Source organism: Paraburkholderia xenovorans LB400 (assembly GCF_000013645.1).
Classification (GTDB): domain Bacteria; phylum Pseudomonadota; class Gammaproteobacteria; order Burkholderiales; family Burkholderiaceae; genus Paraburkholderia; species Paraburkholderia xenovorans.
In genome coordinates, this window is the sequence record NC_007951.1 from 3,385,959 (window position 1) to 3,412,658 (window position 26,700).

The 26,700-nt window shown below is 60.8% G+C and carries 24 protein-coding genes and 2 tRNA genes; 7 read left to right on the plus strand and 19 right to left on the minus strand.

Features of this window, described 5'->3' with window-relative positions; translation table 11 throughout:
- Positions 1 to 31 precede the first annotated feature (31 nt).
- Positions 32 to 2,287, minus strand: coding sequence for an SdiA-regulated domain-containing protein (locus tag BXE_RS15045; protein ID WP_011489138.1), 2,256 nt, complete (start codon positions 2,285 to 2,287; stop codon positions 32 to 34).
- 310 nt (positions 2,288 to 2,597) lie between these two features.
- Positions 2,598 to 3,527 carry a LysR substrate-binding domain-containing protein gene (locus tag BXE_RS15050; protein WP_011489139.1) on the minus strand — a complete coding sequence of 310 codons (930 nt, stop codon included), beginning with the start codon at positions 3,525 to 3,527 and terminating at the stop codon, positions 2,598 to 2,600.
- A 213-nt stretch (positions 3,528 to 3,740) separates the two neighbouring features.
- Here BXE_RS15050 and BXE_RS15055 point away from each other — a divergent pair, with 213 nt between their 5' ends.
- From BXE_RS15055 to BXE_RS15075, 5 genes are all read left to right on the plus strand, one after another.
- Entirely contained in the window at positions 3,741 to 4,658 is a 918-nt protein-coding gene (locus tag BXE_RS15055) for an amino acid ABC transporter permease (RefSeq protein WP_233518773.1), read from the plus strand.
- Positions 4,655 to 5,458, plus strand: coding sequence for an amino acid ABC transporter ATP-binding protein (locus BXE_RS15060; protein WP_011489141.1), 804 nt, complete (start codon positions 4,655 to 4,657; stop codon positions 5,456 to 5,458). Before BXE_RS15055 ends, BXE_RS15060 begins: the two co-directional genes overlap by 4 nt.
- Before the next feature lie 49 nt (positions 5,459 to 5,507).
- Positions 5,508 to 6,830 carry an LLM class flavin-dependent oxidoreductase gene (locus BXE_RS15065; protein WP_011489142.1) on the plus strand — a complete coding sequence of 441 codons (1,323 nt, stop codon included), beginning with the start codon at positions 5,508 to 5,510 and terminating at the stop codon, positions 6,828 to 6,830.
- A gap of 71 nt (positions 6,831 to 6,901) precedes the next feature.
- Positions 6,902 to 7,402 carry a flavin reductase family protein gene (locus tag BXE_RS15070; protein WP_011489143.1) on the plus strand — a complete coding sequence of 167 codons (501 nt, stop codon included), beginning with the start codon at positions 6,902 to 6,904 and terminating at the stop codon, positions 7,400 to 7,402.
- Positions 7,403 to 7,459: 57 nt separating this feature from the next.
- Positions 7,460 to 8,383 (plus strand): ABC transporter substrate-binding protein, encoded by a 924-nt coding sequence (locus tag BXE_RS15075; RefSeq protein ID WP_011489144.1) that lies wholly within the window; start codon positions 7,460 to 7,462, stop codon positions 8,381 to 8,383.
- A gap of 211 nt (positions 8,384 to 8,594) precedes the next feature.
- Here BXE_RS15075 and BXE_RS15080 read toward each other — a convergent pair.
- The 15 genes from BXE_RS15080 to BXE_RS15150 all read right to left on the minus strand — a co-directional run bounded on the left by BXE_RS15080 (position 8,595) and on the right by BXE_RS15150 (position 22,532).
- Positions 8,595 to 8,671, minus strand: a tRNA-Pro gene (locus BXE_RS15080).
- 63 nt (positions 8,672 to 8,734) lie between these two features.
- Entirely contained in the window at positions 8,735 to 9,148 is a 414-nt protein-coding gene (locus BXE_RS15085; protein WP_011489145.1) for a MerR family transcriptional regulator, read from the minus strand.
- Between the two features lie 46 nt (positions 9,149 to 9,194).
- A complete protein-coding gene (locus BXE_RS15090) occupies positions 9,195 to 9,605 on the minus strand; it encodes an integration host factor subunit alpha (RefSeq protein WP_007181119.1) in 411 nt (136 codons plus the stop codon).
- 69 nt (positions 9,606 to 9,674) lie between these two features.
- Positions 9,675 to 12,110 carry a phenylalanine--tRNA ligase subunit beta gene (gene pheT, locus BXE_RS15095; RefSeq protein ID WP_011489146.1) on the minus strand — a complete coding sequence of 812 codons (2,436 nt, stop codon included), beginning with the start codon at positions 12,108 to 12,110 and terminating at the stop codon, positions 9,675 to 9,677.
- 163 nt (positions 12,111 to 12,273) lie between these two features.
- Complete coding sequence (pheS, locus tag BXE_RS15100; RefSeq protein ID WP_038457625.1) at positions 12,274 to 13,287, minus strand: phenylalanine--tRNA ligase subunit alpha; 1,014 nt, start codon at positions 13,285 to 13,287, stop codon at positions 12,274 to 12,276.
- Positions 13,288 to 13,445: 158 nt separating this feature from the next.
- Complete coding sequence (gene rplT, locus BXE_RS15105; protein ID WP_006052502.1) at positions 13,446 to 13,805, minus strand: 50S ribosomal protein L20; 360 nt, start codon at positions 13,803 to 13,805, stop codon at positions 13,446 to 13,448.
- 29 nt (positions 13,806 to 13,834) lie between these two features.
- Positions 13,835 to 14,032: a 50S ribosomal protein L35 gene (gene rpmI, locus BXE_RS15110; RefSeq protein WP_006052501.1), complete on the minus strand. Its 198-nt coding sequence runs from the start codon at positions 14,030 to 14,032 to the stop codon at positions 13,835 to 13,837.
- 252 nt (positions 14,033 to 14,284) lie between these two features.
- The gene (infC, locus tag BXE_RS15115; protein WP_081435533.1) at positions 14,285 to 14,809 is read right to left on the minus strand and encodes a translation initiation factor IF-3; all 525 of its coding nucleotides are present in this window, start codon (positions 14,807 to 14,809) and stop codon (positions 14,285 to 14,287) included.
- Positions 14,810 to 14,858: 49 nt separating this feature from the next.
- Complete coding sequence (gene thrS, locus BXE_RS15120) at positions 14,859 to 16,766, minus strand: threonine--tRNA ligase (protein ID WP_011489149.1); 1,908 nt, start codon at positions 16,764 to 16,766, stop codon at positions 14,859 to 14,861.
- A 251-nt stretch (positions 16,767 to 17,017) separates the two neighbouring features.
- Positions 17,018 to 17,094 (minus strand) — tRNA-Val (locus tag BXE_RS15125).
- Positions 17,095 to 17,215: 121 nt separating this feature from the next.
- Complete coding sequence (locus BXE_RS15130) at positions 17,216 to 19,459, minus strand: RelA/SpoT family protein (RefSeq protein ID WP_011489150.1); 2,244 nt, start codon at positions 19,457 to 19,459, stop codon at positions 17,216 to 17,218.
- Between the two features lie 60 nt (positions 19,460 to 19,519).
- Positions 19,520 to 19,873 carry a RidA family protein gene (locus BXE_RS15135; RefSeq protein ID WP_038457620.1) on the minus strand — a complete coding sequence of 118 codons (354 nt, stop codon included), beginning with the start codon at positions 19,871 to 19,873 and terminating at the stop codon, positions 19,520 to 19,522.
- 83 nt (positions 19,874 to 19,956) lie between these two features.
- Positions 19,957 to 20,871 (minus strand): alpha/beta fold hydrolase, encoded by a 915-nt coding sequence (locus BXE_RS15140; protein WP_011489152.1) that lies wholly within the window; start codon positions 20,869 to 20,871, stop codon positions 19,957 to 19,959.
- 312 nt (positions 20,872 to 21,183) lie between these two features.
- A complete protein-coding gene (locus tag BXE_RS15145) occupies positions 21,184 to 21,825 on the minus strand; it encodes a CoA transferase subunit B (protein WP_007181111.1) in 642 nt (213 codons plus the stop codon).
- Between the two features lie 2 nt (positions 21,826 to 21,827).
- Positions 21,828 to 22,532 (minus strand): CoA transferase subunit A, encoded by a 705-nt coding sequence (locus BXE_RS15150; RefSeq protein ID WP_007181110.1) that lies wholly within the window; start codon positions 22,530 to 22,532, stop codon positions 21,828 to 21,830.
- A gap of 259 nt (positions 22,533 to 22,791) precedes the next feature.
- Between BXE_RS15150 and BXE_RS15155 the strand changes: the two genes are divergently transcribed.
- Positions 22,792 to 23,337, plus strand: a complete 546-nt coding sequence (locus BXE_RS15155; protein WP_011489153.1) for a LuxR C-terminal-related transcriptional regulator — start codon at positions 22,792 to 22,794, stop codon at positions 23,335 to 23,337.
- Between the two features lie 51 nt (positions 23,338 to 23,388).
- Here the strand turns inward: BXE_RS15155 and BXE_RS15160 are convergent, their stop codons facing one another.
- Positions 23,389 to 23,820: an acyl-CoA thioesterase gene (locus BXE_RS15160; RefSeq protein WP_038457615.1), complete on the minus strand. Its 432-nt coding sequence runs from the start codon at positions 23,818 to 23,820 to the stop codon at positions 23,389 to 23,391.
- 188 nt (positions 23,821 to 24,008) lie between these two features.
- The gene (locus BXE_RS15165; protein WP_011489155.1) at positions 24,009 to 24,785 is read right to left on the minus strand and encodes an SDR family oxidoreductase; all 777 of its coding nucleotides are present in this window, start codon (positions 24,783 to 24,785) and stop codon (positions 24,009 to 24,011) included.
- 188 nt (positions 24,786 to 24,973) lie between these two features.
- On the opposite strand from BXE_RS15165, the gene BXE_RS15170 reads away from it, so the two are divergent.
- The gene (locus tag BXE_RS15170) at positions 24,974 to 26,647 is read left to right on the plus strand and encodes an electron transfer flavoprotein-ubiquinone oxidoreductase (RefSeq protein ID WP_011489156.1); all 1,674 of its coding nucleotides are present in this window, start codon (positions 24,974 to 24,976) and stop codon (positions 26,645 to 26,647) included.
- Positions 26,648 to 26,700: the final 53 nt, after the last annotated feature.

Below are 26,700 nucleotides of genomic sequence, written 5' to 3' on the forward strand. Positions count from 1 at the left end.
CGCCATACTCATGCCGCGAAGCAGCGCGAATTTACTGCCCAGGCGAGCCAATCGAAGCGGGTTTGAGCGGTTCGGCTATACCGCCGTGCACGCCAACCACTGCCTCGACATAGTTTGGCGTTGTTGTCGAAACCGTATCCCACACCGCGGAAACCTTCGCACTGCCGCCAACGAACACAGCACCAGCATGATTTCCGGCGGCAACCAGACTCGCATCCGCACCCAATGCCGTTGGAATCGCTTTCGTCGTGCCGTCTCCCTGCGCTGCGGCGATCGGTGTTCCATAGTTCATTGCGGCCGCAACATTACCGTTCGCATCGTAGACGATCACCGCATCGCCTTTACCCAGACCGATCGGATTCGCGGCATCGTTATTGACGTTCAACATCGCGACGACCGGAACCGTGCCGGCAAGACCCCACGTTGTGCGGAACGTATTTTCGTCCGTTCCGGGCACGCCCGGGACAACCACCAGATGTTCACCCGGCGCAAGCATCGTACCGGCCACGAATGCCGCGCTATTGTTGGCATCGTTGACGTCAGCATGATTGTCGCCCCACTTCCAGCCGGTCAGATCAATTGCCGTGCCGCCGTAGTTGTAGATTTCAAAGAAATCCTGGCCCCCGTCTGCGTTCGAGTTCACCTCGGAGATCAGCACGGTCGGCGCCGGCGCACCTGCTGCCGCAGTCGTGAAGCTCTGTGTCGTGCCCGCATATGCGTTGCCATACAGGTCGGTGATAACGCCACTGGCCAATTTCACGGTGTAGCGAGAACTATCCTGCAACGGTGTCGCCAACGTGACGCTCACCCGAGCGCCGTTGAATTTGACCTGGGTCGTGTCGTCTACGGAAACATTGCGCGTATCGGAGCCGTTACTGATAACGATGTTGCCCGTGCCCGCCTGCACGACTTCGCTGAACGACAGCGTCATGTGGTTGCCGACGATACCTGTCGCGCCATCCACCGGCGCGGTGCTGGTCAATGTCGGGGCGGTGTGGTCGACGGTGCCGACCGCCTTGAACGAGAATGTCGATAAGTCGGACACGGCAGAAATATCATTCCCCGCTGTCGTCTTGATCGCCCCCACCGGATACGTGATGTGGTAAGTGGTGCCGGCAACCATGTAGAACTTCGGATGAATCTTCATCACATTGCCGCTGAACGTCACTTGCGATGCATCGGTCACAGGAATTGACCGCGTGTCGTCGGCGCCGTTGCTGAGAACGATATTACCCGCGCCCGCCTTCACCGGTTGATCGAACGTCAGGTAGAGGTTGCTGCCCATGCCGACATTGCTCGCGCTGGTGGTCGGCTTGAAGAGGGTCAGGCCTGGCAGGCTCGGTCCCGCAGCCTGTTCACCGACCACATAAATGGTGCCGTCCGGACCCATCGTCACGCCCTCGTTCTGGGCGGTGGCGCTCATATACAAACTGCCCAGCAGTTTGCCGGTACGATCCATCTTGACGATCTTGCCGTCCGGCGCGCCGATGATGATCACGTTGCCGTAATCCGGCGCGTTGCCCGGTACGATATTCGACAACGAGAAAACGTCATTGAAAGCGGAAAGACCTGTCGTGGCCGCATCGAACAGCACCGGCGGATTGTCTGTCGTCGGCAGGATCGGCGTGCCGTTCGATGCTGTCGCCGAGCCGGCCGCAAAATTGATTGCGGCCTGAAAGATGCTGGTGGGCTGCGACTGGCGCACGGCAATGTAGCCACCCGTTTTCGTATCGAAAGTAATGCCCTCAATACCGACGTTGGCAACCGTTGTGCCTAATTTGACGGACTGTACGTCTGCTCTGCGCAGTGTTCCGCCTGGAACGTAAGTGAACAGATCGACTTGACGAAGCCTCTCTTCCACCAGCACGAACTTGCCGCCGCCGACATAGGTGATGCCTTCCGTGTCCTCGAAGTCGCCGGCATTGAGCGTCATGGAATCGATAACGTGACCATCGCTCTTTGCAACCTGCACGACTGAGGTCGCGCCGTCTCCAACGACAAACAGCGAATCGGTATCCTTGTCATAGGTCACGCCGGACGCCTCTGCGTTCAGCAGATTGGTGCCGCTCGTAGCGAACTGCAGCGGGAACATGGCCGTCTGCGTGTAGCTATTCAGGTCATAGGTGCTTTGCGGATCGGCAAATGCAAGCGCAGGAATTTTGCTATCTACTGCAGGCACAGTGGTATTGCTGCCACTGTTATTGGCAGTGCTGCTGCCAATATCGCCCCCGCCACATGCAGTAAGACCGGCTGCGAGAATCGCAGAAATTAAGAGTTTTATTTTCACGGTACGGTAAGAAATTGAAAGGTTAGCAAGAATTCGCGACCATATCGGGCTTGTATTGCATCTTCATGACCGACGAAACCGTACGAAAGAAGTCTCGGCCAGAAATAGCCGATATCTTTGGTTTGGCGCTCGCCTCTGTCCGACCCGAGATGCTTTTTTGCGACCGATTTTTTTCAGGTTTCCCAACGACCGATTTCAAGCGCAAAGACTATAAAGACTGCTTGACGACGTCCAGGACGTGGCAAAGCCACAGCACGCGTTATAGGCTGTGAGTCCATCGACCCGTTGACGCGGGTCATGGCTCTTTCTGTCAGGTCGGCCAGCGCTTCGACGCCCGCGGCGCCTTCTTTGCCTGGTTGAATTCGAGCAGCAGCATGTCGCGAAACCCTTTTGCCGCAGTAGACAACGGGCGAGCGGTCGACGTAATCAGATACGCGCGATAGTCGATACGCGGCTTGAACGCGGCGATGTGATAGCCGAGATGCGCAAACTCGAACGCCGACTCGCGAATGACGAGCCCGACGCCCAGCCCATGCGCCACCATATGGCACACCGTCGATGCCCACGGTGTCTCCGCGCGTATGCGTCGCTCCACGCCGCTCGAATCGAACACCGCGTCGATAGACGTGCGCGCCTTCACCTTGGCGGCCATCGAAATGAAGTCTTCGCCGGACAGATCGGTCGGCTGCAACACGGGACGTCCGGTCAGGCGGTGCCCTTTGGGCAGAATGCAGACGATCTCCGAACTGGAGATCTCCTCGCTGCGCAAACCCTCGCGATCCGACGCGCGCAGCGCAATGCCGAGATCAATGGTTTGCCGCGACACGGCTTCGATCACGCTGTCGGTCGACATCGGCTCCAGCGAAGTCAGCAGTTCCTCACGCCCCGCGACATAGCGTGTGATGCGCTCGGTGATCCAGCCCTCGGCGAAGGCGGGAAATACGCCAACGCGCAAATAGCCGCGCCGCGTGGTGCCGATTTCTCTCGCCACTTCGTTCAGATAATCGAGGCCGCGATAGACCTGCGAGACTTCGGCAAAGAAAATTTCCGCTTCCGGCGTCGGCACCAGCTTGCCTCGGCGCCGCTCGAAAGCGACGAAACCGGCCTCCTGCTCGAAACGCTCGATCATGCGGCTCACGGCCGGCTGCGATACGTTCAGGCGCTGCCCGGCGGCGGTTATCGAGCCGTGCGTCATCACTGCAACGAACACTTCCATCTGCTTGGCATTGAGCCTGGCCACGAGCGCGTCCCCCAATTATTGGTCCAGTGCGGTAGCGTTGAAAGCCCACCGTGCAGCGATCTTAGGGCATTACATAGAATAGGATCAAACGAACAAAATTGTAGTGGATGTAATAGTTTTGCCTGCCTATAGTCGCTTCATCGACGCATTGCGTACCTTTCGAAACGACTGCTTCACGAGGACAGGCCAGTGGACATTGAAGCTCGAAAAGACATGCAGGACCCCGCAGCGTTTTTCACGGAGACGCCGCTCACCCGCCGGAATAATGGCGCAGCGTACAGGCGCGGTGTGCAGCAGCAGCCTGCGGGCTTGCGCATTCATGCCCGCCCAAAGAAATCCGACTGGTTCTGGTACGCCATGCTGCTTGTCGTCGTCGTACTGTTCGTCGAACTGGTGATCGACAACCCGCGCTGGCAATGGGACATCGTCGCCCATTACCTGTTCAACAAGCGGGTGATGAAAGGGTTAGGGAATACGCTGATCCTGACCGTGCTGTCGAGCGCGCTCGGCCTGTGTTTCGGGGTCTTGATCGCCGCTTGCCGGATGGCGGACAACGCAGTGCTGCGCGCCGCCGGCTACGTGTACATCTGGATCATCCGCGCGACGCCGCCGCTTGCAATGCTGCTGTTCCTGTTCTTTCTGTCGGCGCTGATTCCGCGGCTCTATCTGCCGCTGCCGTTACTTCACGCGAATCTGTTCGACATCGACACCAACCAGATCATCTCGCGCTTCAGCGTGGCCGTGATCGGTCTCGCGATGTACCTCGGCGGATATAGCGCGGAAATTTTTCGCGGCGGCGTCTCGGCTGTCGACCGCGGACAGCGCGAAGCCTGCAAGGCGATCGGCATGAGCGATTTCCGTACGATGTGGCATGTGGTCATGCCGCAAGCGGTGCGCATCATCATTCCGCCGCTCGCCAACGAACTGATCACGATGTTCAAGAACACGTCGCTCGTCACGGTGATCGGTTACGTCGAACTCCTGACGACCGTGCAACTGATCTACGCGACCAACTTCGAAACCATTCCGCTGCTGACCGTCGCCTGTATCTGGTATCTGGTGCTGACGAGCCTCGCAATGGCGGCGCAGAGTCTGCTTGAACGTCACTTCAGGAAAGGAGTGCGGACATGAACGCGATCCACGAGGACACATCGGCGATGAACGACACGACACGTTTTCTCGACATGCGCGCCGTCACGAAGCGGTTCGCCGACTTCACCGCGCTGGATGCCGTGGACTTCTCGCTGGCCAAAGGCGAAGTCGTCGCGATGATTGGGCCGTCGGGTTCGGGCAAGAGCACACTGCTTCGCTGCATCAATATGCTCGAATTGATTGACGCCGGCAGCATCACCTTCAAGGGCGAAGTGCTCGGCACGGAAATGCGCGGCGCGCGCTGCGTGCGCCTGCCGAAGAAAACACTCGACCAGCAACGCCGTTACTTCGGCATGGTCTTTCAGGGCTTCCATCTGTTTCCGCACTATTCGGCGCTCGACAACGTGCTGGCCGGCCCGTGCATCGTCGGGCGCAAGCGCAAGCGCGACGTGGTGGAGCGCGGCAAGTATCTGCTGTCGCGCGTTGGACTCGCGGACCGGATGCACCACTACCCGGCCGAGCTGTCCGGCGGACAGAAACAGCGCGTCGCGATTGCACGCGCGCTCGCAATGGAACCGGAAGTGATGCTGTTCGACGAGCCGACCAGTGCGCTCGATCCGGAACTCGTCAACGAAGTGCTCAACGTGATCAGGGAGCTGGCGCTCGCGGGCACCACGATGGTCGTCGTCACGCACGAGATGGAATTTGCGCGCAAGGTGGCGAGCCGCGTGGTGCTGATGGACGGCGGCCGCGTCGTCGATGAGGGCACACCGGCCCACATCTTCAATGGCGGCGGAACCGAACGCTGCAAACGCTTTCTTTCCAGCCTGCGCACCTAGCGCATGACGGTTAATCGGTGTTTTGGAAACTTCGATCGGGATTGTGAAAATGACTGCTACAGACGGAAAGATCAGAATTGGCCTGTCGATGCGCTATCTGGGTTATCACATGGCCGCATGGCGGCATCCGGATGTGCCGGCAGCAGGCGCCATCGATTTCAATTACTTTCTTCGTACTGCAAAGAAAGCCGAAGAGGCGAAACTCGACATGATTTTCTTTGCCGACGGAATCGGCATCCGCGCAAACGATACGCCTAAGGGATCGCTCGCCCGCGACGCAAAGAATGCCGAACTCGAACCGCTGACCTTGCTGGCGGCGCTCGGCGCGTGCACGTCGCATATCGGCCTTGTCGCGACGGCTTCGACGACGTACAACGAGCCTTTCCATATCGCACGCAAGTATGCGTCGATCGACCATATCAGCGGCGGCCGCGCGGGCTGGAACGTCGTCACGTCGTGGTCGCAGCAGGAAGCATGGAATTTCAGCCGCGACGAGCATCTCGGCTATGACGAGCGCTATGAGCGTGCGGACGAGTTCGTCGAAGTGGTCAGGAAGCTGTGGGATAGCTGGGAGGACGACGCGTTTATCCGCGACAAGGCGAGCGGTGTCTTCTATGACGAGGCCAAGCTGCACGTGCCGGATCACAAGGGCAAGCACTTCAAGGTGCGCGGCCCGCTGAACTCCGCGCGCACGCCGCAAGGCCGGCCGATCATCGTGCAGGCCGGTGCCGCCGAAGCGGGACGCGAGCTTGCCGCGCGCTATGCCGATGTCGTCTATAGCAACGCAAGCGGCATGGAAGGCGCCAAAGCCTACTACGACGATCTCAAAGGCCGCCTTGCGAAATACGGCCGCACGCCGGATCAACTTTTGATCATGCCCGGCGTCACGCTGTATGTCGGCAAGACGCGCGGCGAAGCGCAGGACAAGTTCGATCAGTTGCAAAATCTGATCGATCCGCTTAGCGGACTGGCCATTCTGTACGGCGTACTCGGCGATCTGTCCGAATACGATCTGGACGGCCCGGTGCCCGATGTCGGCAATCAGCGCGTGCGCAGTATCGCGGAAAATCTGCTGGCGCTGGCGCACAGGGAAAACCTGACGATCCGCCAGATGTACAAGCGCGTGGCCTCGGGCAATAACTGGCAGATCGTCGGCACCGCGGAAGACATCGTCGACGAAATGGAAAGGTGGTTCCGGGCCGGCGCCGCCGATGGCTTCAATATCTGCCCGGCGACGTTGCCGCAAGGTGTCGACGACCTGACGCAATACATTCTTCCCGAGCTGCGCAAGCGCGGACTGTTCCGCACCGAGTACGAGGCGAGCACGCTGAGAGGCAATCTCGGACTGCAGCCCCTGCACTTTGGCGACTAGATTGCGGCGACTAAAAAGTATCGTGCGCCGCTTGCCAACGAGCGGTGCCTTTCTGACGCGAGGCGTTTCACATGAGCACCGACACGACCGACGAAATTTTCCGCAACGCAATGGCGCGCTTCACCAACGGCGTCACGGTCATCACGACCGCTACAGGCGGCACGCCGTTCGGCCTGATCGCGACATCGGTGTGCAGCCTGTCCGCCGATCCGCCCACGGTGCTCGTCTGCGTGAACCGAAGCGCGAGTGCACACGACGTGATCCTGCGTGCGAAGGTATTTGCCGTCAATCTGCTGTCCGCCGATCAGAAGAACGTCGCGCAACGCTTTGCCAGCGAGAAAGGGCCCTCCCGTTTCGATCCCGCGCAATGGACAACCGGCAAGAGTGGCGCGCCGTTGCTGAGCGGCAGTGTCGTCTCTCTGGATTGCAAGGTCATCGCCACGCACAACGGGTATTCGCACACCATCTTCATCGGCGAGATCACCGATTCATCGACGCACGACGATCCGTCCGCGCACTGTCTGTTGTGGCATCAGCGTCATTTCGCGGCCGCGGCGATGGAAGCGCGATGAGCGTCACAGCAGAGCATATGCTTTAGTCCGCTCAACCCCATTCGGATCATCCTCACAATGACCAAGCCCATCCTTTCCACGCGGTTCACGCGGATCGCTGCGCGACTCACCGTTGCCGCCGTGCTCTGTTTGAGCGTTGCGCCGTGCGTCGTATCACCGGCTTTCGCCGAAGACGCGCCGAATACCGATACGATCGCCGCCGATCCCGCGCTTTCCGCGCTCGTGCCGGCGTTCTATCGTCAGAAGCAACCGGTCACGGTTGCGGTCAATCCGGAGATCGCACCCGTCAAGTTCATCGACGAAGACGGCGACGTGGCGGGTTTCGCGCCCGATCTGATTGCTGCGGCGGCCAAAGTGCTGGGGCTGAAAATCAAGTTCGTGCAGGCATCGTTCGATTCGTTGATTCCCGGTCTCGCCGCGAACCGCTTCGATGTGCTGCTGTCGCTTGGCGATTTTCCGTCGCGTCACGGCAAAGTGACGTTCATCGACTACCTGAACGTCGGCCAGACGATCGTCGCCTCGCCCAAGCGGCAATTGACGCTCAAATCGCTCGACGATCTATGTGGGATGCAGATCGCGCTGCCGCGCGGCACGGCGCCGCTACAACGGGCCAATGAGGTGAGCAGCAAATGCGTAGCGAACGGCAAGAAAGCGATCTCGATCGCCACCTATCCGGACACCAACATGACATTGATGTCGCTGACCAATGAAGCAAGCCAGGCCGTGTGGGTCGACTCGCCCGCTGCGAACTACAACATCAAGAAGTTTCCAGACAAATACCAGGCGGTGTACTACTACAACCTGTCGTCATACGGAATCGGCTTTGGCGTCGACGACAACGGCAAGCAGCTCGCTCACGCGTTCCAGCAAGCGCTGATCAAGTTGCAGAAGCAAGGGTTTTATCAGAGTGCGATGCAGAAGTGGGGTTTGCCCGCGAAGGATGGACGCCCGACCTTCCCCGTCAACGATCCGCAGATGTGAAGCCTCATAGGTCAGCACGCGTATCGGTTCGCCTGCACCCGCAGTTGCGCCAAGGACTTGATCCAACAATTCTGGCTGCCTCGCTTCCCTGCGCGAGAATGTGTTCGGTTCTCGCTAGACCCGCCTATTCCGTGGCGGGCAAACGTTCGGGCAAAATCTGCCCCAACGAAAAAGGCCTTATGGATATGCATCCATAAGGCCTTGATTTCTTTGGTCGGGGCGAGAGGATTTGAACCTCCGACCACCTGCACCCCATGCAGGTACGCTACCAGGCTGCGCTACGCCCCGAACAGCACAAAATTATAACAGACACTTCATTCGATTAGAACCGCTTCGTGCTAACAAAGGGCACTAATGGCTCAACAGATCGATCACGTTCAGCAATTCCTTGCGCAACTGCTCGACGTCCACTGCGGCAGCGGTCGTGGTCGCCGCCGGTATCGCGCCGCCTTCGCGCTCGTCGACCATATCCGCCGGTGCGGCATGCGCGCCGCCGCCATGTGAATCGAGCCGGTTGCGCGCACCGTTGATCGTGAAGCCCTGCTCGTACAACAACTCACGAATCCGCCGGATCAGCAGCACCTCGTGATGCTGGTAGTACCGGCGATTGCCGCGCCGCTTGACCGGCCTCAACTGCGTGAACTCCTGCTCCCAGTAGCGCAACACATGCGGCTTCACCCCGCATAGTTCGCTGACCTCACCAATCGTGAAGTAGCGCTTCGCCGGAATCGGAGGCAAGACGACTTTTTCGATCGCCGCTGTCATCGTCAGTTAGCCGTCGTGGTGGGTTGCGCAGGAACGCGCCGGTCGATCAGCGCGTGAAGCTCGCTTCAGCGCCGTTCTCGACCAGCGCCTTCAGCTTTTGACTTGCATGAAACGTCACAACGCGGCGGGCGGCGATCGGAATCGCCTCGCCGGTCTTCGGGTTTCTGCCGGGACGCTGGGGCTTGTCGCGCAACTGGAAGTTGCCGAACCCCGACAGCTTCACGCTGTCGCCACTCTCCAGCGCGTCGCGGATCACCTCGAAAAACGCTTCGACCATGTCTTTCGCTTCCCGCTTGTTGAGCCCGACATTGTCGAACAGCAACTCGGCAAGTTCCGCCTTGGTGAGTGTCGGCGTTTCAGCGGAAACGACGGCGGGTGATGTCGGAATATCGCGAATCATGGCGCTGCGTTGCGCCGTAAGAAGGGCTTCGAAATCACTCGAGTTCATTTCATTCATATCTATCAAATGGCGCGCCAAGCAGAAAACAAAAGATGCGGAAACAGCCGTGCAATTGTTAAATGCGGGTTATCCGCGCAGCCGTGCGCCATATACTCGAGCCAGACGTGCCACCAGAGTTTGAATAGCCAGTTCGACCGTTTCGTCCTGAAGGGTTCCACCAGTATCTTGCAAGGTTACACGGAACGCAAGGCTTTTCTCATGAGCAGCCAGACCGCCGGAAGTGTTTGATTTTGGACGGAATTCGTCGAAAAGCGCAACCTTCTGAACGGCCTTGCACGCGGGTTCGGACTGGGCTTTCTGAAGCTCGTCGAGCAGTGCCTGAACCTCGATTTTCTGGTCGACGACCACGGCAATATCACGACGCACCGGTGGGAATTTAGACACTTCCGCCGGAGTAGGCAATACGCGCTGCATTAATGCTTCCGCCTCGATTTCAAACAGAATCGGCGCATGCGGCAAATCATATTTTTGCATCCAGCGCGGATGCAATTCACCAATCCAGCCAACTGCGCGGCCATTCAGTTCAATACGCGCGCTGCGTCCCGGATGCAATGCCGGATGTTCCGCTTTGACGAAACGCGCGACCGCCGGCGCCAGCACGGCTTCCAGATCGCCCTTCACGTCGAAGTAGTCGACCGTGCGCGTTGCCGCGCCCCACTGCTCGTCGAGCGCGGGACCGTACGCGAGGCCGCCGATCATCTTCGGCTGCGCGAAGCCTTCGACCGTCAGCTCGCCAGCCTTGATCGACGGATCGTGCAGGAACACGCGGCCGGCCTCGAACACGCGCACGCGATCCGCCGCGCGGCGGTTCAGATTCGTGCGCAGCACGTGAATCAGGCTGCCGAAAAGCGTGGTGCGCATCACCGACAACTGGCTTGCAATCGGATTCAGCAGACGTACCGGTTTGTCGTTGCCGGCGAAGTCCTGCTCCCACTCGGCGTCGACGAAACTGAAGTTCACCGTTTCCGCGTAGTCGCGAGCGGCGAGCGCGTGACGGATCACGTGGATCGAACGCTGCGTTTCGTTGGTCGCGCGCATTTCGCTGGTCGCGACCGGCGGACGCGCCGGAATTTTCTCGAAGCCGTAAATACGCGCGACTTCTTCGATCAGGTCTTCTTCGATTTCGATATCGAAACGATACGACGGCGGCATGACCGAGAACGTATCGTCGCCGCGTTCGAACGACAGGCCGAGGCGCGTGAAAATCTGCGCGATCTCATCCGCGCCGATCTCGATGCCGATGATGCGATTCGCGCGCGAAACCCGCATGGTCACGGGTTCGCGCTTCGGCACGTTGACGATCTGATCGTCGACCGGGCCGGCTTCGCCGCCGCAGATGTCGAGGATCAGTTGCGTGATGCGTTCGATATGCTCGACCGTGGTCGCGTAGTCCACACCGCGTTCGAAGCGATGGCCGGCGTCGGTCGAGAAATTGTATTTGCGCGAGCGGCCGCGGATGCTATCGGGCCACCAGAAAGCGGCTTCCAGATAGATGTTGGCCGTGTCGAGCGTGACGGCCGTGCTGTCGCCGCCCATGATGCCCGCGAGACTTTCGATATGCTGCTCGTCGGCGATCACGCCGACCGTTTCATCGAGTTCGACGGTGTTGCCGTTCAGCAGCTTGAGCGTTTCGCCCTTGCGGCCCCAGCGCACGTCCATGCCGCCGTGGATCTTGTCGAGATCGAACACGTGCGACGGGCGGCCCAGCTCGAGCATCACATAGTTCGAGATATCGACGAGCGCGGAAATGCTGCGCTGGCCCGAACGTTCGAGACGCTCCACCATCCATTGCGGCGATTTTGCGCGCGCATTCACGCCGCGAATCACGCGACCCGAGAAGCGGCCGCATAGATCCGGCGCCGAGATCCTGACGGGCAGCGTCTCGTTGAGTTTGACTTCAACCGGCTTGATTTCGAGCGGACGCAGCGGCGCGCCGGTAATCGCCGAAGTCTCGCGCGCCACGCCGAACACCGACAGGCAGTCCGCCTTGTTCGGCGTCAGTTTGATCTCGAACACGGTGTCGTCGAGATTGAGCGTTTCGCGGATATCCTGGCCGATCGGCGTATCTTCCGGCAGGATCATCAGGCCGCTATGATCTTCCGAGAGCTTGAGTTCGCGTGCCGAGCACAGCATGCCCTGGCTTTCCACGCCGCGCAGCTTCGAGAGCCTGATCGCGAACGGAGCGCCGCCTTCTTCGGCCGGCGGCAGTTGCGCGCCGACCAGCGCGACCGGCACCTTGATGCCGGGCGCCACATTCGGCGCGCCGCACACGATGTTCAGTGTCGCGCCCGTGCCGGCGTCGACCTGACACACGTTGAGCTTGTCCGCGTCCGGGTGCTTGACGACTTCCAGCACCTGGCCGACGACGATCTTCGAGGTCGGCGGCGCGGCCGGCCGCAGGTCTTCGACTTCGAGACCCGCCATCGTCAACGCGTGCGACAGTTCGTCGGTCGTCAGTTGCGGATCGACAAAGGTTCTCAGCCAAGATTCCGGGAATTGCATGGTTCTGTGTACGTTCTGATCAGGTTAGGTCCATGTCCGGCAGTGCTTCGACTCGGCGCGATGTTCATGCGGTGCGAATCATCGGACACTACCGGGGACGCTGTGGCGGCATGCACTGCGTGCGTTGCCGCGCTCTATGCTCGTCGCGTTCGTACGCGCCGGTTCACGCGAATTGACGCAGGAAACGCAGGTCGTTTTCGAAGAACAGACGCAGGTCCTGCACGCCGTAACGCAACATGGTGAGCCGCTCGAGGCCACTGCCGAAAGCAAAGCCGATGTAACGCTCCGGGTCGAGGCCCATATTGCGGATCACCGTGGGGTGAACCTGGCCCGAGCCCGAAATTTCGAGCCACTTGCCGGCGTTCTTGCCCGTTTCGAACAACATGTCGATCTCCGCCGACGGTTCGGTGAACGGAAAGTACGACGGACGGAAGCGCACCTGAATATCGTCGCGCTCGAAGAATTTCTCGAGGAAGTCGGTGTAGACGCCCTTCAGGTCCGCGAAGCTGATGTTCTCGTCGATCCACAGGCCTTCGACCTGGTTGAACATGGGCGAGTGAGTTGCGTCGCTGTCCACACGGTACGTGCGGCCCGGCACGATCACCTTGATGGGCGGCGTGTTGGTGCGCGCGTAGCGAACCTGCATCGGGCTGGTGTGCGTGCGCAGCAGCAGCTGGCGGCCGTCGGCATCTTTGCCGTCGACGTAAAAAGTGTCCTGCATGGACCGCGCCGGATGATTCTCCGGGCTGTTCAACGAGGTGAAGTTGTACCAGTCGGTTTCGATTTCGGGGCCGTCGGCCACGTCGAATCCGATCGTACGGAAAATCTGTTCGACGCGCTCCCACGTGCGCATTACCGGGTGCAGGCTGCCTGCGCCGGTGCCGCGGCCGGGCAGCGTGACGTCGATGGCTTCAGCGGCGAGGCGCTGGTTCAGCAACGCCTCGGCCAACGCCTGACGGCGGGCCGTCAACGCGGCTTCCACTTGTTGCTTGACGAGGTTGATCCGAGCGCCTTCGGTCTTGCGCGTTTCGGGATCGAGTTTGCCAAGGCCCTTCAACAGCTCGGTCAGCGCACCCGATTTGCCGAGAAAGCGAGCTTTCTCGTTCTCGAGGGTGGTGACGTCGGTGGCTTCTGCGAAGGCTTTTTGCGCGTCGGCGACAATCTGGTCCAGATCCATTGATCCCATCATTTCAACGTCAGTGTTCAATCGATGCAAAACTGGTTCTACCAACAAAAACGGGGCTCGGTGAGGAGCCCCGTTTTTGCTGCAGCGTCACCGGGACTACCGGATGTTCGCTGCAACGAACCACGCAGTATTAATTGCCAGAAGCGCAATCAGGCTGCAACGGCGGCTTTCACCTGCTGAACGATCGCAGCAAAAGCAGCCTTGTCAAACACAGCCATGTCGGCCAGCACCTTGCGGTCGAGTTCGATCGAAGCCTTCTTCAGGCCGTTGATGAACACGCTGTACGTCATGTCGTGCTGACGCACCGCCGCGTTGATACGCGTGATCCACAATGCACGGAACACACGCTTCTTGTTGCGGCGATCGCGGTAGGCGTATTGGCCAGCGCGCATGACCGCCTGCTTGGCGATGCGATAGACGTTATTGCGACGGCCGCGGTAACCCTTGGCCAGCTTGATGATCTTCTTGTGACGGGCCCGTGCGGTAACCCCACGTTTTACTCGAGGCATGTTTCGCTCCTATGAGTTTCGGTTAAGGGTTAAGCGAACGGCAGCATTGCGCGTACGGAGTTCAGATCGGAATCATGAACTGCCGTCGAACCGCGCAGATGGCGTTTGTTCTTGGTGGTTTTCTTGGTAAGAATGTGGCGCTTGAAGGCTTGACCGCGCTTGACGGTACCACCCGGACGCACCACGAAGCGCTTTGCAGCACTCTTCTTGGTCTTCATCTTCGGCATGACAACTCCATTATTTGATGGATATGGGTGTGCGGTCGGCCAGTTGGCCATTACCCGCCCTTCGAAACCCACTCCACTTGGTATGCAGACCGCCTGAACCGCCGACGGCCGCTTTTCAGGAAGCGGCGTGCATTTTTTGCGTACGCGCCGCCCCGAAACCTGCCGATACCACACCGGACACCCGGTGCCGCACCGTTTCAATCTTTTCACGACGGGAGCGCACGCCACACGGCGCGCCGCTGCTCCGGCCGGTTACTTCTTTTTCTTCGGAGCGAGCACCATGATCATCTGGCGCCCTTCCATTTTCGGCATCTGCTCGACCTGACCGACTTCGTCGAGGTCCGTGCGCAGGCGCTCGAGCATGCGCATACCGATTTCCTGGTGGGCCATTTCGCGGCCACGGAAACGCAACGTGATTTTCGTCTTGTCGCCGTCTTCGAGGAAGCGGATGAGGTTGCGCAGTTTGACGTTGTAGTCGCCGTCGTCCGTGCCCGGGCGGAATTTGACTTCCTTGACCTGGACAATCTTCTGCTTCAGCTTGGCCTCGTGTTGCTTCTTCGCTTCCGAGTACTTGAACTTGCCGTAGTCCATCAAGCGGCAAACCGGCGGAACCGCTTGCGGCGCGATTTCGACCAGATCCACGTCTTGCTGTTCCGACATGCGGAACGCATCAGCGAGTTTCACGATGCCGAGCGGTTCGTTCTCGACTCCGACCAGACGCACCTCGGGTGCCGTAATTTCACCGTTGATGCGGTGCGCAGACTTATCAGTAGCGATGTTACGTTTCCTCTAAAAATTAAAAAAACGAGCCGGGCTGCCAAGTGGCTCAGTTGAACGACTGCACATCCTGGCGCAGACGCTCAATGAAAGTGTCGAGGGGCATCACACCCAGATCGACACCACCACGGGCACGCACGGCTACCGTTTGGGCTTCACGCTCTTTGTCGCCGACCACAAGCAGGTACGGCACCTTCTCCAGCGTGTGCTCCCGTATTTTATAGCTAATCTTCTCGTTGCGCAAATCAGCCGCTACTCTAACCCCTTGTTTTTGCAACGATTGGGCTAAAGACTGCGCATATTCGGTCTGACTTTCCGCGATATTCATCACAACGACCTGCATTGGCGCGAGCCACGCAGGCATTGCACCAGCGTGGTGCTCGATCAGAATGCCAAGGAAACGCTCCATTGATCCGACGATTGCCCGGTGCAGCATGATCGGCCGGCGGCGGCTATTGTCTTCGGCGACGTATTCCGCGCCGAGGCGCTCCGGCAACACCATATCGAGCTGCAACGTGCCGCATTGCCACGAGCGGCCAAGCGCATCCTTGATGTGGTATTCGACCTTCGGGCCGTAGAACGCGCCCTCGCCCGGCAGTTCTTCCCACGTCACACCGCAGGCCGTCAGCGCCTCGCGCAACCCCTGCTCCGCGCGATCCCACGTCTCGTCCGTGCCGGCGCGCGCGTCCGGGCGCAGCGACAGCTTGATCTCGACATGGTCGAAGCCGAAATCCTTGTAGACGCTCATCGCCAGCGTGTTGAACGCGATCGATTCGCTGATGAACTGGTCTTCGGTACAGAAAATGTGCGCGTCGTCCTGCACGAACCCGCGCACGCGCATCAGTCCATGCAGCGCGCCCGACGATTCGTTGCGATGGCACGAGCCGAATTCGGCGTAACGCAGCGGCAGATCGCGATACGAGCGCAGACCGTGGTTGAACACCTGCACGTGACCCGGGCAGTTCATCGGCTTGATCGCGTAGTCGCGCTTTTCCGATTCCGTCGTGAACATGTTTTCACGATAGTTCTGCCAGTGGCCCGACGCTTCCCAGAGCGAGCGGTCCATGATCATCGGCGTCTTGATTTCGAGGTACCCCGCGTCGTTCACGCGACGGCGCATGTACTGCTCGACCTGCTGCCACAACGTCCAGCCACGCGGATGCCAGAACACCATGCCCGGCGACTCGTCCTGCATGTGGAACAGATCGAGTTGCTTGCCGAGCTTGCGGTGGTCGCGCTTTTCCGCCTCTTCGAGCATGTGCAGGTACGCTTCCTGGTCTTCCTTCTTCGTCCAGGCCGTACCGTAGATGCGCTGCAATTGTTCGTTCTTCGAATCGCCGCGCCAGTAGGCACCCGCGACCTTCATCAGCTTGAAGACTTTCAGCTTGCCGGTAGACGGCACGTGCGGGCCGCGGCACAGATCCGTGAAGCCGCCATGCGAGTACAGCTTGATCTCGTCGGTGGCGGGAATCGATTCGATGATCTCGGCCTTGTACTTTTCGCCGATGCTCTTGAAGTAGTCCACCGCTTCGTCGCGCGACACCACGCGGCGCGAAACCGGCTCGTCTTTCTTCGCGAGTTCCTGCATGCGCTTTTCGATCTTCTCGAGATCTTCCGGCGTGAACGGACGGTTATATGCGAAGTCGTAGTAAAAGCCGTTGTCGATGACCGGGCCGATCGTGACCTGCGCTTCCGGGTACAGATCCTTCACCGCGTACGCGAGCAAGTGCGCCGTGGAGTGCCGGATGATATCGAGACCGTCTGCGTCTTTCTCCGTGACGATGGCAAGCGCCACGTCGTGATCGATCAGCGCGGACGTATCGACCAACTCACCGTCGATCTTGCCGCCGAGCGCGGCCTTCGCGAGGCCGGGGCCAATCGAGGCGGCCACTTCGGCGACGGTCACCGGATGCTCGTACTGTCGAACAGAACCGTCAGGCAGACGTATCGAAACCATTGCGTTCTCCGTGGTGCCGACCGGCGGCGGCACATACATCCATCAAACAAGCTAAAAAAAATGCGGCCCCGCTTTCGAGGGGCCGCATTCACATTTCCTGCAAACTACATTGGCGAAAGTGGTCCTCGACTAGCGTCGCTCCGAAGTGGTTTCGGTCAACGTTCGCGGTGTCATAACCGTATTCGCCTTTTGCGCCAGAGGCGCCTACTGCAGTTTGCGAAACCCCGGCGAAACCGGAATTTCTCTTTCGTTGGTAGGCTCGATTGGACTCGAACCAACGACCCCCACCATGTCAAGGTGGTGCTCTAACCAGCTGAGCTACGAGCCTGAAGAAACGAGATTATATGGAGCCCCACACCGCTTGGCAAGTACTTTTATGCACCGACTTTAAATATCTACTCGCGGACCCAAACGTGTCCGCGGCGTGCGCCCACCGACCCGCGCACGCATCAACTCTTGCGCGACGCACGCATCACGCCTGTCACTTCACCGAGCAGCGTACACGCGCGCTGAATCTGCGCGGCGTTCGACACCTCGACGGTAAATTGCATGAACGCAGCGTTGCGGCGCGTCTGCGTCTTCACGCCGATCACGTTCATCTTTTCGCGCGCGAACACTTCGGAAATATCGCGCAGCAAACCCTGCCGGTCCGTTGCTTCGATCGAGAGATCGACCGGATAGACCGACTGGCCGCGGCCGCTCATCACCTCCGCCGACCATGCCGTTTGCAACACGCGCTCGGGCGCCCGTTCGGCCATGCGCAGGAACGTCGCGCAATCGCTGCGGTGAATCGACATGCCTTTGCCGCGCGTGACAAAACCGCAGATATCGTCGGGCGGCGCGGGCCGGCAGCAGCGCGCGAGTTGCGTGAGCAACGCGTCGACACCGACCACCAGCACGCCGGTGGACGCGCCGCGCGCCACGCTCGCGCCACTACTGCGCTTTTCGAATTGCTCAGGCGCATCGACCACCGGCTCCGGCGGCGGCGCGTCGTGCAGCGCCTGCTCGACGAGCCGCAAACTGAATTCTTCCTTGCCCACCACGGAGAACAGATCGTCCGTGGTCTTGAAGCCGAGCTTGGCCGCGAGCTGGTCCAGATTGACCGACGTCTTGCCCTCGCGCTGCAAGGTCTTTTCGACCATCGCGCGGCCGCTCGCGATGTGTTCCTGCACTTCGACCGCGTTGAACCACGCGCGCACTTTTTGCCGCGCGCGCGGACTTTGCAGATAGCCGAGTTGCGGGTTCAGCCAGTCGCGCGACGGACCGCCCTCCTTGACCGCGACGATCTCAACAGTCTGACCGTTCTGCAGCGGCGTGTTGAGCGGCACCATCGCGCCATCCACACGAGCGCCGCGGCAGCGATGCCCCAACTCGCTATGCAGGTGATACGCGAAATCGACGGGCGTTGCGCCGTGCGGCAGCGGAATCACCCGCGCCTGCGGCGTCAGCACGTAGATATGGTCGTCGTCGAGCGTAGCCTGGCGCAGTTGCTCCCACGGCTGCGCCGCGCGCTTCTCGCCGTGCTCGCCCTCGGAGACTTCGTCTTTCCACGCGAGCAATTGACGCAGCCACGCGATCTTCTCGTCGTACTTCCCGTTCGCGGCGAACTGACCGGCGTACCCGCGCGTGCCCGCTTCCTTGTAGCGCCAATGTGCCGCCACGCCGTATTCGGCGAACTGATGCATTTCCTGCGTACGGATCTGCACTTCGAACGCGCGGCCGTCGTCGCCGATCACGACTGTGTGCAGCGATTTATAGCCGTTCGGTTTCGGCCGCGAGATATAGTCGTCGAACTCTTTCGGCACCGGTTGCCACAGGTTGTGCACGATGCCGAGCACGGTGTAGCAATCCTTGATGTCCGGCACGATCACACGAAAAGCGCGCACGTCGTACAGCTCGGCGAAGTCCAGCTCCTTGCCGCGCATCTTGCGCCAGATGCTGTAGATATGTTTCGGCCTGCCGCTCACCTCTGCGCGAATATGCGCCGCAGCCAGTTCCTTTTGCAGGCGTTCGATAGCCTGCGCGACATAGCTCTCGCGCTCGACGCGTTTCTCGTCGAGCAGTTTGGCGATGCGCTTGTAAGTGACCGGCTCTTCGAAGCGCAACGCGAGATCTTCGAGCTCCCACTTCAATTGCCAGATACCCAGACGGTTGGCGAGAGGCGCATAGATATCGAGCGTCTCGCGCGCCACGTCCGGCGAGGGCGTGATTTTCGCCGCCGCGTAATAGCGCAGCGATTGCAGGCGCGACGCGAGCCGGATCAGCACGACGCGAATATCCTGCGCAAACGCGAGCAGCATCTTGCGCAGCGCCTCGACCTGCGCGCGGCGCGCAGCCTGGGCGTCGCGCCCGGCCTCGGGCATGGCATTCTGCGCGGCACGCAAGCTCACGGTGCCAAGACGCAGCAACTTGCGCACGTCGCCGACCAGTTGCGCGACTTCTTCGCCGAAGTTGTCGGCGATCACGCGCTCCGGGTCCTGCAGATGCGGCGTCAGTGCAAACAATGCCGCCGCCAGCACCGCCGGCGGATCGACGTTGAGCGTGCGCATGATCGACGCCGTACCCGCCGCATGATCCGCCAGCATTTCGCCCGATGAGAGCCGCACCTCGCCCGCATGTTCACGCACGAACGCCATTGCTTCTTCGAAAGAAGGCAGGGGCTTCGGCGTGCTCGTAACGATTTCGGTATTCATGGTGCGGTGGCCCACCGGGCCGGACGAATCAACGGAATTTCAACAACCCATGTGGCTGGCTTAGCTGCGCTGCGCCGCGACCACGACGACTTCGACGAGGCACTTCGGATTGGCGAGCTTCGCTTCGACCGTAGCGCGCGGCGGCGTGGCGCCTTGTGCAACCCACTCGTCCCACACGGCGTTCATGCCGGCAAAATGCGCCATGTCCGAGATGAAGATCTGCACCGACAGCAAATGCGACTTGTCGCTGTTCACTTCGCCCAGCAGACGGTCGATGTGGGCCAGCACTTCGCGCGTCTGCCCCGTGATGTCCTGATCCGCGTCTTCAGCGATCTGGCCCGCGAGATACACCGTGCCGTTGTGAACGGCGATTTCCGAGAGGCGCTTGCCGACGTGGTGACGAATGACTGCCATGAAGGATCCTGAAGTTGGTTGAAAGTTGATCGTAGATGCGTTCCGCATCGCGCTCCGTCAAGGGCGCAGGGCGGAACTGCATATTATGACGCGTCGGCGGCCGGGCCGATAAAGAACTGCCTTGCAATGTCGATCTGGTCGGCCGACAGAAACGCCGGCGCATGCCCGACGCCGGCGATCTCCGTGCTCGATACGGCGCGTCCGGTCTCGACCATCTTCGCGACGGTTTCACGCGAGAGCAGATCGGATTGCTCGCCGCGCACCACCAGCACCGACCCCTGAAAAGAGGCCAGCGAATGCCACAGCGCGGCCTCGCCGAGTTTGACCGCTTCCTCGGTGGTCGTGGTAAAGGGCTGGGCGATACGCGGGTCGTAGCGGAACACCCATGCGCCGTCCTGCTCGCGCAGAAGCGGTGTGTTGATCTCACGCCATTCGTCCGGCGTGAGCGGGCCGAAAGTCTGCGCGAGCAAGGCTGCGTAGTCGATACCTTGCTGCAGCGTCTCGAAACGCACGGGCTTGCCGAGATAATCGCCGATGCGCTGCACCGCGACCGGCTCCAGATGCGGACCCACGTCGTTCAACAACATCTTGCGAATCGGCGTTTCCGGCAAGCCGGCGAGCGCGAGTCCGATCAGGCCGCCCATCGAGGTGCCGAACCAGTCGACCGTTTCGACATTCAGGCGGGCGATCAACGTGACCATATCGGCAACGTATTGCGGCACCGTGTAGAAGTTGGGGTTGGCGAGCCACGATGACAAGCCCCGCCCCGCGACATCCGGACAAACTACGCGGTACGTGCCGGCGAATTCCGCCGCGAGGCGGTCGAAATCGCGCCCTGAACGGGTCAAGCCGTGCACGCACAGCAGCACGCGCGGATTGGCCGGGTCGCCCCACTCGGTGTAGGCGATGCGGTGCAAGCCACCGGCGCTCGCGCACTGTACATGGCGTTGGCGCGGCGCGGGCCGCCCGGCGGTGGAAGCGGACGTGGTTGCGGTCATCTGGATTCCTTGCGAGAGCGCTGAGGGTTCGGCCTGGGCACAGCAGGATGGATAAGCGTCCAATCTTCGAACGATTGTAAACCGCTTTGCCGCGCGACAAGAGTCGGCCGAACCGCATAGGACAGCCCAGGACGGCCTAAGACAGCCCCGAAAACGACTATCCGCGACACAAACGGAAACGGGCGAGACTCACGCCTCGCCCGCCCGGAATCCACCTTGTCGCCGCCTGCGACCAACCGCCGCCAGAACAGCTCACGCAAACAGCCTACACCACCGTTTCAGACCGCTTCAGGCGGCCGCACGGCACGCCGTTCAGCTCACCGCGCTCACGTCGAGCGGCGCGCCCGTCTTGGCCTTGATTTCCTCGACGCTTACGCCCGGCGCCAGTTCGGTCACCTTCAGACCGTCTTCCGTGATTTCGATCACGCCGAGGTCGGTGATGATCTGATCGACCACGCCCACGCCCGTGAGCGGCAACGTGCATTCTTCGAGAATCTTGTGCTGGTCGCCCTTCGCGACGTGCTCCATCAGCACGACCACGCGCTTGACGCCCGCGACCAGATCCATCGCGCCGCCCATGCCTTTGATCATCTTGCCCGGGATCATCCAGTTGGCCAGATCGCCCTTCTTGCTGATCTGCATCGCGCCCAGAATCGCCAGGTTGATATGGCCGCCGCGAATCATCGCGAACGAATCCGCCGACGAGAAAATCGACGAGCCCGGCAACGTGGTCACCGTCTGCTTGCCGGCGTTGATGAGGTCGGCATCCACTTCCTCTTCGGTCGGCGACGGGCCGATGCCGAGCAGGCCGTTTTCCGACTGCAGCCACACTTCGACGCCCGCCGGCACATGATTGGCTACCAGCGTAGGCAGGCCGATGCCGAGGTTCACATAAAAGCCGTCCTGCAATTCCTTCGCCGCGCGCGCGGCCATTTCGTCACGAGTCCATGCCATGATCAGTCTCCTTTCGCGCGGACGACGCGTTGTTCGATGCGTTTTTCCGGATGCGCATTGAGCACGATGCGCTGCACGAAGATGCCTGGCGTATGGATCGCGTCCGGATCGAGTTCGCCCACTTCGACGATTTCTTCGACTTCCGCGACGGTGATCTTGCCGGCCATCGCGCACATGGGGTTGAAGTTGCGCGCGGTGCGGCGGTAGATCAGGTTGCCCGACTTGTCGGCCTTCCACGCCTTGACCAGCGCGACGTCGGCCGTCAGCGAGTGTTCGAGCACGTAATGGTTTTCGCCGAACTGGCGGGTTTCCTTGCCTTCGGCGATCAGCGTGCCGTAGCCGGTATTGGTGAAGAAAGCCGGAATGCCCGAGCCGCCCGCGCGCAGCTTCTCGGCGAGCGTGCCTTGCGGCGTGAATTCGAGCTCGAGTTCGCCGGCCAGATACTGGCGCTCGAACTCCTTGTTCTCGCCGACATACGACGAGATCATCTTCTTGACCTGACGCGTTTCGAGCAGCAGACCGAGGCCGAAACCGTCGACGCCCGCGTTGTTGCTGATGCAGGTGATGCCCTGCACGTTCGAATCGCGCAATGCGCCGATCAGCGCCTCGGGAATGCCGCACAGCCCGAAGCCGCCGACGGCAAACGTCTGCCCGTCCTTGACGATGTCTTTCAGCGCCTCGGCGGCGCCTGGATAGACCTTGTTCATCAGTATGTCCCTTCCTTTATGGAAATCCGAAACCCGAACGCGGGCCGCCGGATCGTTGCGGCTCGTATGGCGTTTTGCGGGCTCGAGCCCGACACGTCATTCTAGTCATCCCCGGCGGGCTGTGCGCCCAGGTCTCCCTGCGCGCCGTGCGGACGCCCGCCGCGGACGGCTTCACCGCGTTATCGTGTGGTCGAAAGAGTACGCTGTGCGCGCCATACGGCACAATACGCAAAAATACATAAGTACTTGCCGCCAGCCCATGCCCGCACTGGATTACCAAACCGCGTTCCACCTCGCTCCGATCGGACTCGTGCTGTCGCGCGAACGGATTATCGAAGACTGCAATGACGAGCTCGCGTCCATTTTCGGCTGCACGCGCGAGTCGCTGCTCGGCCAGTCGTTCCAGGTGCTGTATCCGTCCACGGACGAATTCGAGCGGATCGGCGCGCGGATTCCGCCGATCATGACCGCGCAAGGCAGTTACGCGGACGACCGCATCATGAAGCGGGCCAACGGAGAACTGTTCTGGTGCCATGTGACAGGCCGCGCGCAGGAACGCGCCGACGCGCACGCCGCGGGCGTCTGGACTTTCGAGGATCTGAGCGCGACGCGGCGCGTGGCGATCGAACTGACGCCGCGCGAACGCGAAATCGCCGCGCAACTGGTCACGGGAAAAACCAGCAAACAGATCGGCCGCGTGCTGGATATCAGCCCGCGCACGGTGGATGTCTACCGCGCGCGGCTGATGCGCAAATACGATACGGGCAACGCGACGGAGCTGTTGCAGCGCCTGCTCGGGCATTGAAGAAAGACGCGTGCAGATGAGCGCCGCGGCCCGCCGCCCTGTTGCCGCCGCTCAGGCCGCCTTGACCAGCGCCGCGCGCTCGATGGTTGCGCGCAGCAGGTCGGGCACCGGCACCGACTTGCCGGCCGCGTAATCGATCCACACGCAGCGCGCGGCGCCGCGCGCATACACGGTATCCGGATCGTCGGCGCGCACGAGCTCGAAGCCCGTGTCGAAGCTGCTGCGGCCGGGCGTGGCCACCGTCATCCGGCCGATCACGTCGCCGGGATAATGCAGCTGCTTGAGAAACTCCATCGATGCATTGACGATCACCGGCCCCTGCCCGTCGGCATTGCCGCCGGCCAGACCCAACTGCTCGAACCAGGAAATCCGCACCTGTTCCATGTAGCGGAAATAGACCGTGTTGTTCACATGGCCGAACGCGTCCATGTCGCCCCAGCGGATCGGCATCGACATCTCAAAAACAGCGTGAAAATCGCTCATCGCACTTCTTTTATTCGGATTAAACCAGGTTGGAGCCGGCACGCGAGCCGGCGCAGGGATAGACCGCAACATAGCGCGCGCCTTCAGGCGGCGCAAAGGCCAGAACGCGTAAAACAGTTTCTTCGAATGGGCGCCAATCCGGCCTGCGCGCTCTGAAATGCTCGGCCCGGCAGCGCCGTGACGTGTGCTCAGGAGAGCCCGAATCCGTCGTCCGCCGCAATCACCGAGCCGTTGATGAACTGCGATTCGTCGGCTGCCAGCAGCAGCAGCAGCCCGTCCAGGTCGTCCGGTTTGCCGACGCGGTGGCGCGGCAACATGGACACGAGCTTCTGCCCTTGCTCCGTCGACCAGTGATGATGGTTGATCTCGGTGTCGATATAGCCCGGGCAGATCGCGTTGACGTTGATGCCGTGCTTGCCCCACTCCAGCGCCATCGCCTTCGTCATATGCACGACGGCCGCCTTGCTGATCGAGTAAAGGCCGATCTGCGGCAGCACCCGCAAGCCCGCCATCGACGCGATATTGATGATCCGGTACGACGGATTCTGCGCGTTGTTGCCGCGCATGATCATGCGCTTGGCGACTTCCTGGGCGACGAAGAACGCGCCGCGCGTGTTGGTATCGAACACGTATTCGAAGTCAGCGGGCGTGACCTCGGAGAGTTTCTGGGTGGTCGACACGCCCGAGTTGTTCACCAGAATGTCGATCGTGCCGGCCTCGGTTTCCGCATGGGCGACGGCCGACTTGATGCTCTGATAATCTGTGACGTCGAGCGATACGACGTGCGCCGCACCGCCGGACGCCTCGATCTCGGCGCGCAATTCCTTCAGACGCTCGGTCCGCCGGCTCGCCAGCACGACCTTGGCGCCCGCCTGCGACAGCACTTGCGCAAAGCGCTTTCCCAACCCGCTCGAAGCGCCCGTAATCAGCGCAACCTTGCCTTCCAGATTAATCGAACGGCCCATTGTCGTTCCTTGTTCGGTTGTTATTGCAGATGCGGTTGACAGGTGCGGTAAGACCGCCAATGCAGGTCGATACCGTATCACGTAAATAGAACGATCGTGCTAATGTCTGCTCATCCGGTTGCAGTGCGGGAGTGCATCGCCCACAATACGAACCCGAAAAAAGCATTCTAACGGTAAGAGGAGCATCAATGACCCCCGCAAGTCTCATTGAGCAGTACGGTCCGCGCGAGTCGATGGAATACGACGTCGTGATCGTCGGCGGCGGGCCGGCCGGCCTGTCCGCGGCGATCCGCCTGAAGCAGCTGGCAGCGGAACAAGGCGCTGAAATTGGCGTGTGCGTACTGGAAAAAGGCTCGGAGATCGGGGCGCATATCCTCTCGGGCGCGGTGATGGATCCGCGCGCGATGACCGAGCTGATCCCGGACTGGAAGGAAAAAGGCGCACCGCTGACGGTGGATGTGACCGAAGACCGTTTCCTGTTCCTGACCGAAACCGGTTCGAAGAGCGTGCCGGTCTGGGCATTGCCGGATAACTTCAAAAACCACGGCAACTATGTGATCAGTCTCGCCAACGTAACGCGCTGGCTGGGTCAGCAGGCCGAAGCGCTGGGCGTCGAGATTTTTCCGGGTTTTCCCGCGGCCGAAATCCTCTACAACGACGATGGCTCGGTCAAAGGCGTCGCGACCGGCAACCTCGGCATCGGCAAGGACGGCCAGCCAACCGAAAACTTCCAGCTCGGCATGGAACTGCACGCGAAGTACACGCTTTTCTGTGAAGGCGCGCGTGGACACCTGGGCCGTCAGCTGAACGATAAATTCAGGCTGCGCGAAGGCGTCGATCCGCAGGTCTACGGCATCGGCATCAAGGAACTGTGGGAAATCGATCCGTCGAAGCACAAGCCGGGTCTGGTGATGCACACGGCCGGCTGGCCGCTGGAGAGCGACACCTACGGCGGCTCGTTCCTCTATCACATGGACAACAACCAGGTGGTGGTGGGCTTCGTGGTAGGCCTCGGTTATACCAATCCGTACCTGTCGCCGTTCGAGGAATTCCAGCGCTACAAGACGCATCCGGAAATCCGCAAGGTGCTCGAAGGCGGCAAGCGTGTGTCGTATGGCGCGCGCGCGATCACCGCCGGTGGCCTGATGTCGCTGCCGAAGCTGGTGTTCCCGGGCGGTGCGCTGGTCGGCGACGATGCGGGCTTCCTGAACGCATCGCGGATCAAGGGCTCGCACGCGGCGATCAAGACCGGCATGCTGGCCGCTGAAGCGGCGTTCGAAGCGGTGCAGGCTGGACGCACCAGCGATGAACTCACCGCCTATCCGGAGAGCTTCAGGACCTCGTGGCTGCACACGGAACTGCATCGCGCCCGCAACTTCAAGCAGTGGATGAGCAAGGGCCTCTACCTCGGCACGCTGATGGTCGGCATCGAACAGAAGCTGCTGGGCGGCAATGTGCCGTGGACGCTGCATCATCAGCACTGGGATCACGAGATGCTCAAACCGGCTTCGCAATGCAAGCCGATCACGTATCCGAAGCCTGATGGCAAGCTGACGTTCGACCGTCTCTCATCGGTGTTCATCTCGAACACGAACCACGAAGAGAACCAGCCCGCACACCTGACGCTGAAAGATCCGTCCGTGCCGGTGAACGTGAACTGGCAGACCTATGCCGGTCCGGAGTCGCGTTATTGCCCGGCGCAAGTGTACGAGTTCGTGAAGAACGACGACAACACCGAACGCCTCGTGATCAACGCGCAGAACTGCGTGCACTGCAAGACGTGCGATATCAAGGACCCGACGCAGAACATCGTGTGGGTGACGCCCGAGGGTGGCGGCGGTCCGAACTACCCGAACATGTAACTTCCGCACGCGCAGCGTGCCTTCACAGCGCCGGCATTCAGAGGCCGGCGCTG

Excerpts from the sequence above, each read along its gene's own strand:
- BXE_RS15055 (WP_233518773.1), top strand. The coding sequence starts at position 3,741 with ATGCAGGACCCCGCAGCGTTTTTCACGGAGACGCCGCTCACCCGCCGG.
- BXE_RS15060 (WP_011489141.1), top strand. The coding sequence starts at position 4,655 with ATGAACGCGATCCACGAGGACACATCGGCGATGAACGACACGACACGT.
- BXE_RS15065 (WP_011489142.1), top strand. The coding sequence starts at position 5,508 with ATGACTGCTACAGACGGAAAGATCAGAATTGGCCTGTCGATGCGCTAT.
- BXE_RS15070 (WP_011489143.1), top strand. The coding sequence starts at position 6,902 with ATGAGCACCGACACGACCGACGAAATTTTCCGCAACGCAATGGCGCGC.
- BXE_RS15075 (WP_011489144.1), top strand. The coding sequence starts at position 7,460 with ATGACCAAGCCCATCCTTTCCACGCGGTTCACGCGGATCGCTGCGCGA.
- BXE_RS15085 (WP_011489145.1), bottom strand. The coding sequence starts at position 9,148 with ATGACAGCGGCGATCGAAAAAGTCGTCTTGCCTCCGATTCCGGCGAAG.
- BXE_RS15090 (WP_007181119.1), bottom strand. The coding sequence starts at position 9,605 with ATGAATGAAATGAACTCGAGTGATTTCGAAGCCCTTCTTACGGCGCAA.
- pheT (WP_011489146.1), bottom strand. The coding sequence starts at position 12,110 with ATGCAATTCCCGGAATCTTGGCTGAGAACCTTTGTCGATCCGCAACTG.
- pheS (WP_038457625.1), bottom strand. The coding sequence starts at position 13,287 with ATGGATCTGGACCAGATTGTCGCCGACGCGCAAAAAGCCTTCGCAGAA.
- rplT (WP_006052502.1), bottom strand. The coding sequence starts at position 13,805 with ATGCCTCGAGTAAAACGTGGGGTTACCGCACGGGCCCGTCACAAGAAG.
- rpmI (WP_006052501.1), bottom strand. The coding sequence starts at position 14,032 with ATGCCGAAGATGAAGACCAAGAAGAGTGCTGCAAAGCGCTTCGTGGTG.
- thrS (WP_011489149.1), bottom strand. The coding sequence starts at position 16,766 with ATGGTTTCGATACGTCTGCCTGACGGTTCTGTTCGACAGTACGAGCAT.
- BXE_RS15130 (WP_011489150.1), bottom strand. The coding sequence starts at position 19,459 with ATGAATACCGAAATCGTTACGAGCACGCCGAAGCCCCTGCCTTCTTTC.
- BXE_RS15135 (WP_038457620.1), bottom strand. The coding sequence starts at position 19,873 with ATGGCAGTCATTCGTCACCACGTCGGCAAGCGCCTCTCGGAAATCGCC.
- BXE_RS15140 (WP_011489152.1), bottom strand. The coding sequence starts at position 20,871 with ATGACCGCAACCACGTCCGCTTCCACCGCCGGGCGGCCCGCGCCGCGC.
- BXE_RS15145 (WP_007181111.1), bottom strand. The coding sequence starts at position 21,825 with ATGGCATGGACTCGTGACGAAATGGCCGCGCGCGCGGCGAAGGAATTG.
- BXE_RS15150 (WP_007181110.1), bottom strand. The coding sequence starts at position 22,532 with ATGAACAAGGTCTATCCAGGCGCCGCCGAGGCGCTGAAAGACATCGTC.
- BXE_RS15155 (WP_011489153.1), top strand. The coding sequence starts at position 22,792 with ATGCCCGCACTGGATTACCAAACCGCGTTCCACCTCGCTCCGATCGGA.
- BXE_RS15160 (WP_038457615.1), bottom strand. The coding sequence starts at position 23,820 with ATGAGCGATTTTCACGCTGTTTTTGAGATGTCGATGCCGATCCGCTGG.
- BXE_RS15165 (WP_011489155.1), bottom strand. The coding sequence starts at position 24,785 with ATGGGCCGTTCGATTAATCTGGAAGGCAAGGTTGCGCTGATTACGGGC.
- BXE_RS15170 (WP_011489156.1), top strand. The coding sequence starts at position 24,974 with ATGACCCCCGCAAGTCTCATTGAGCAGTACGGTCCGCGCGAGTCGATG.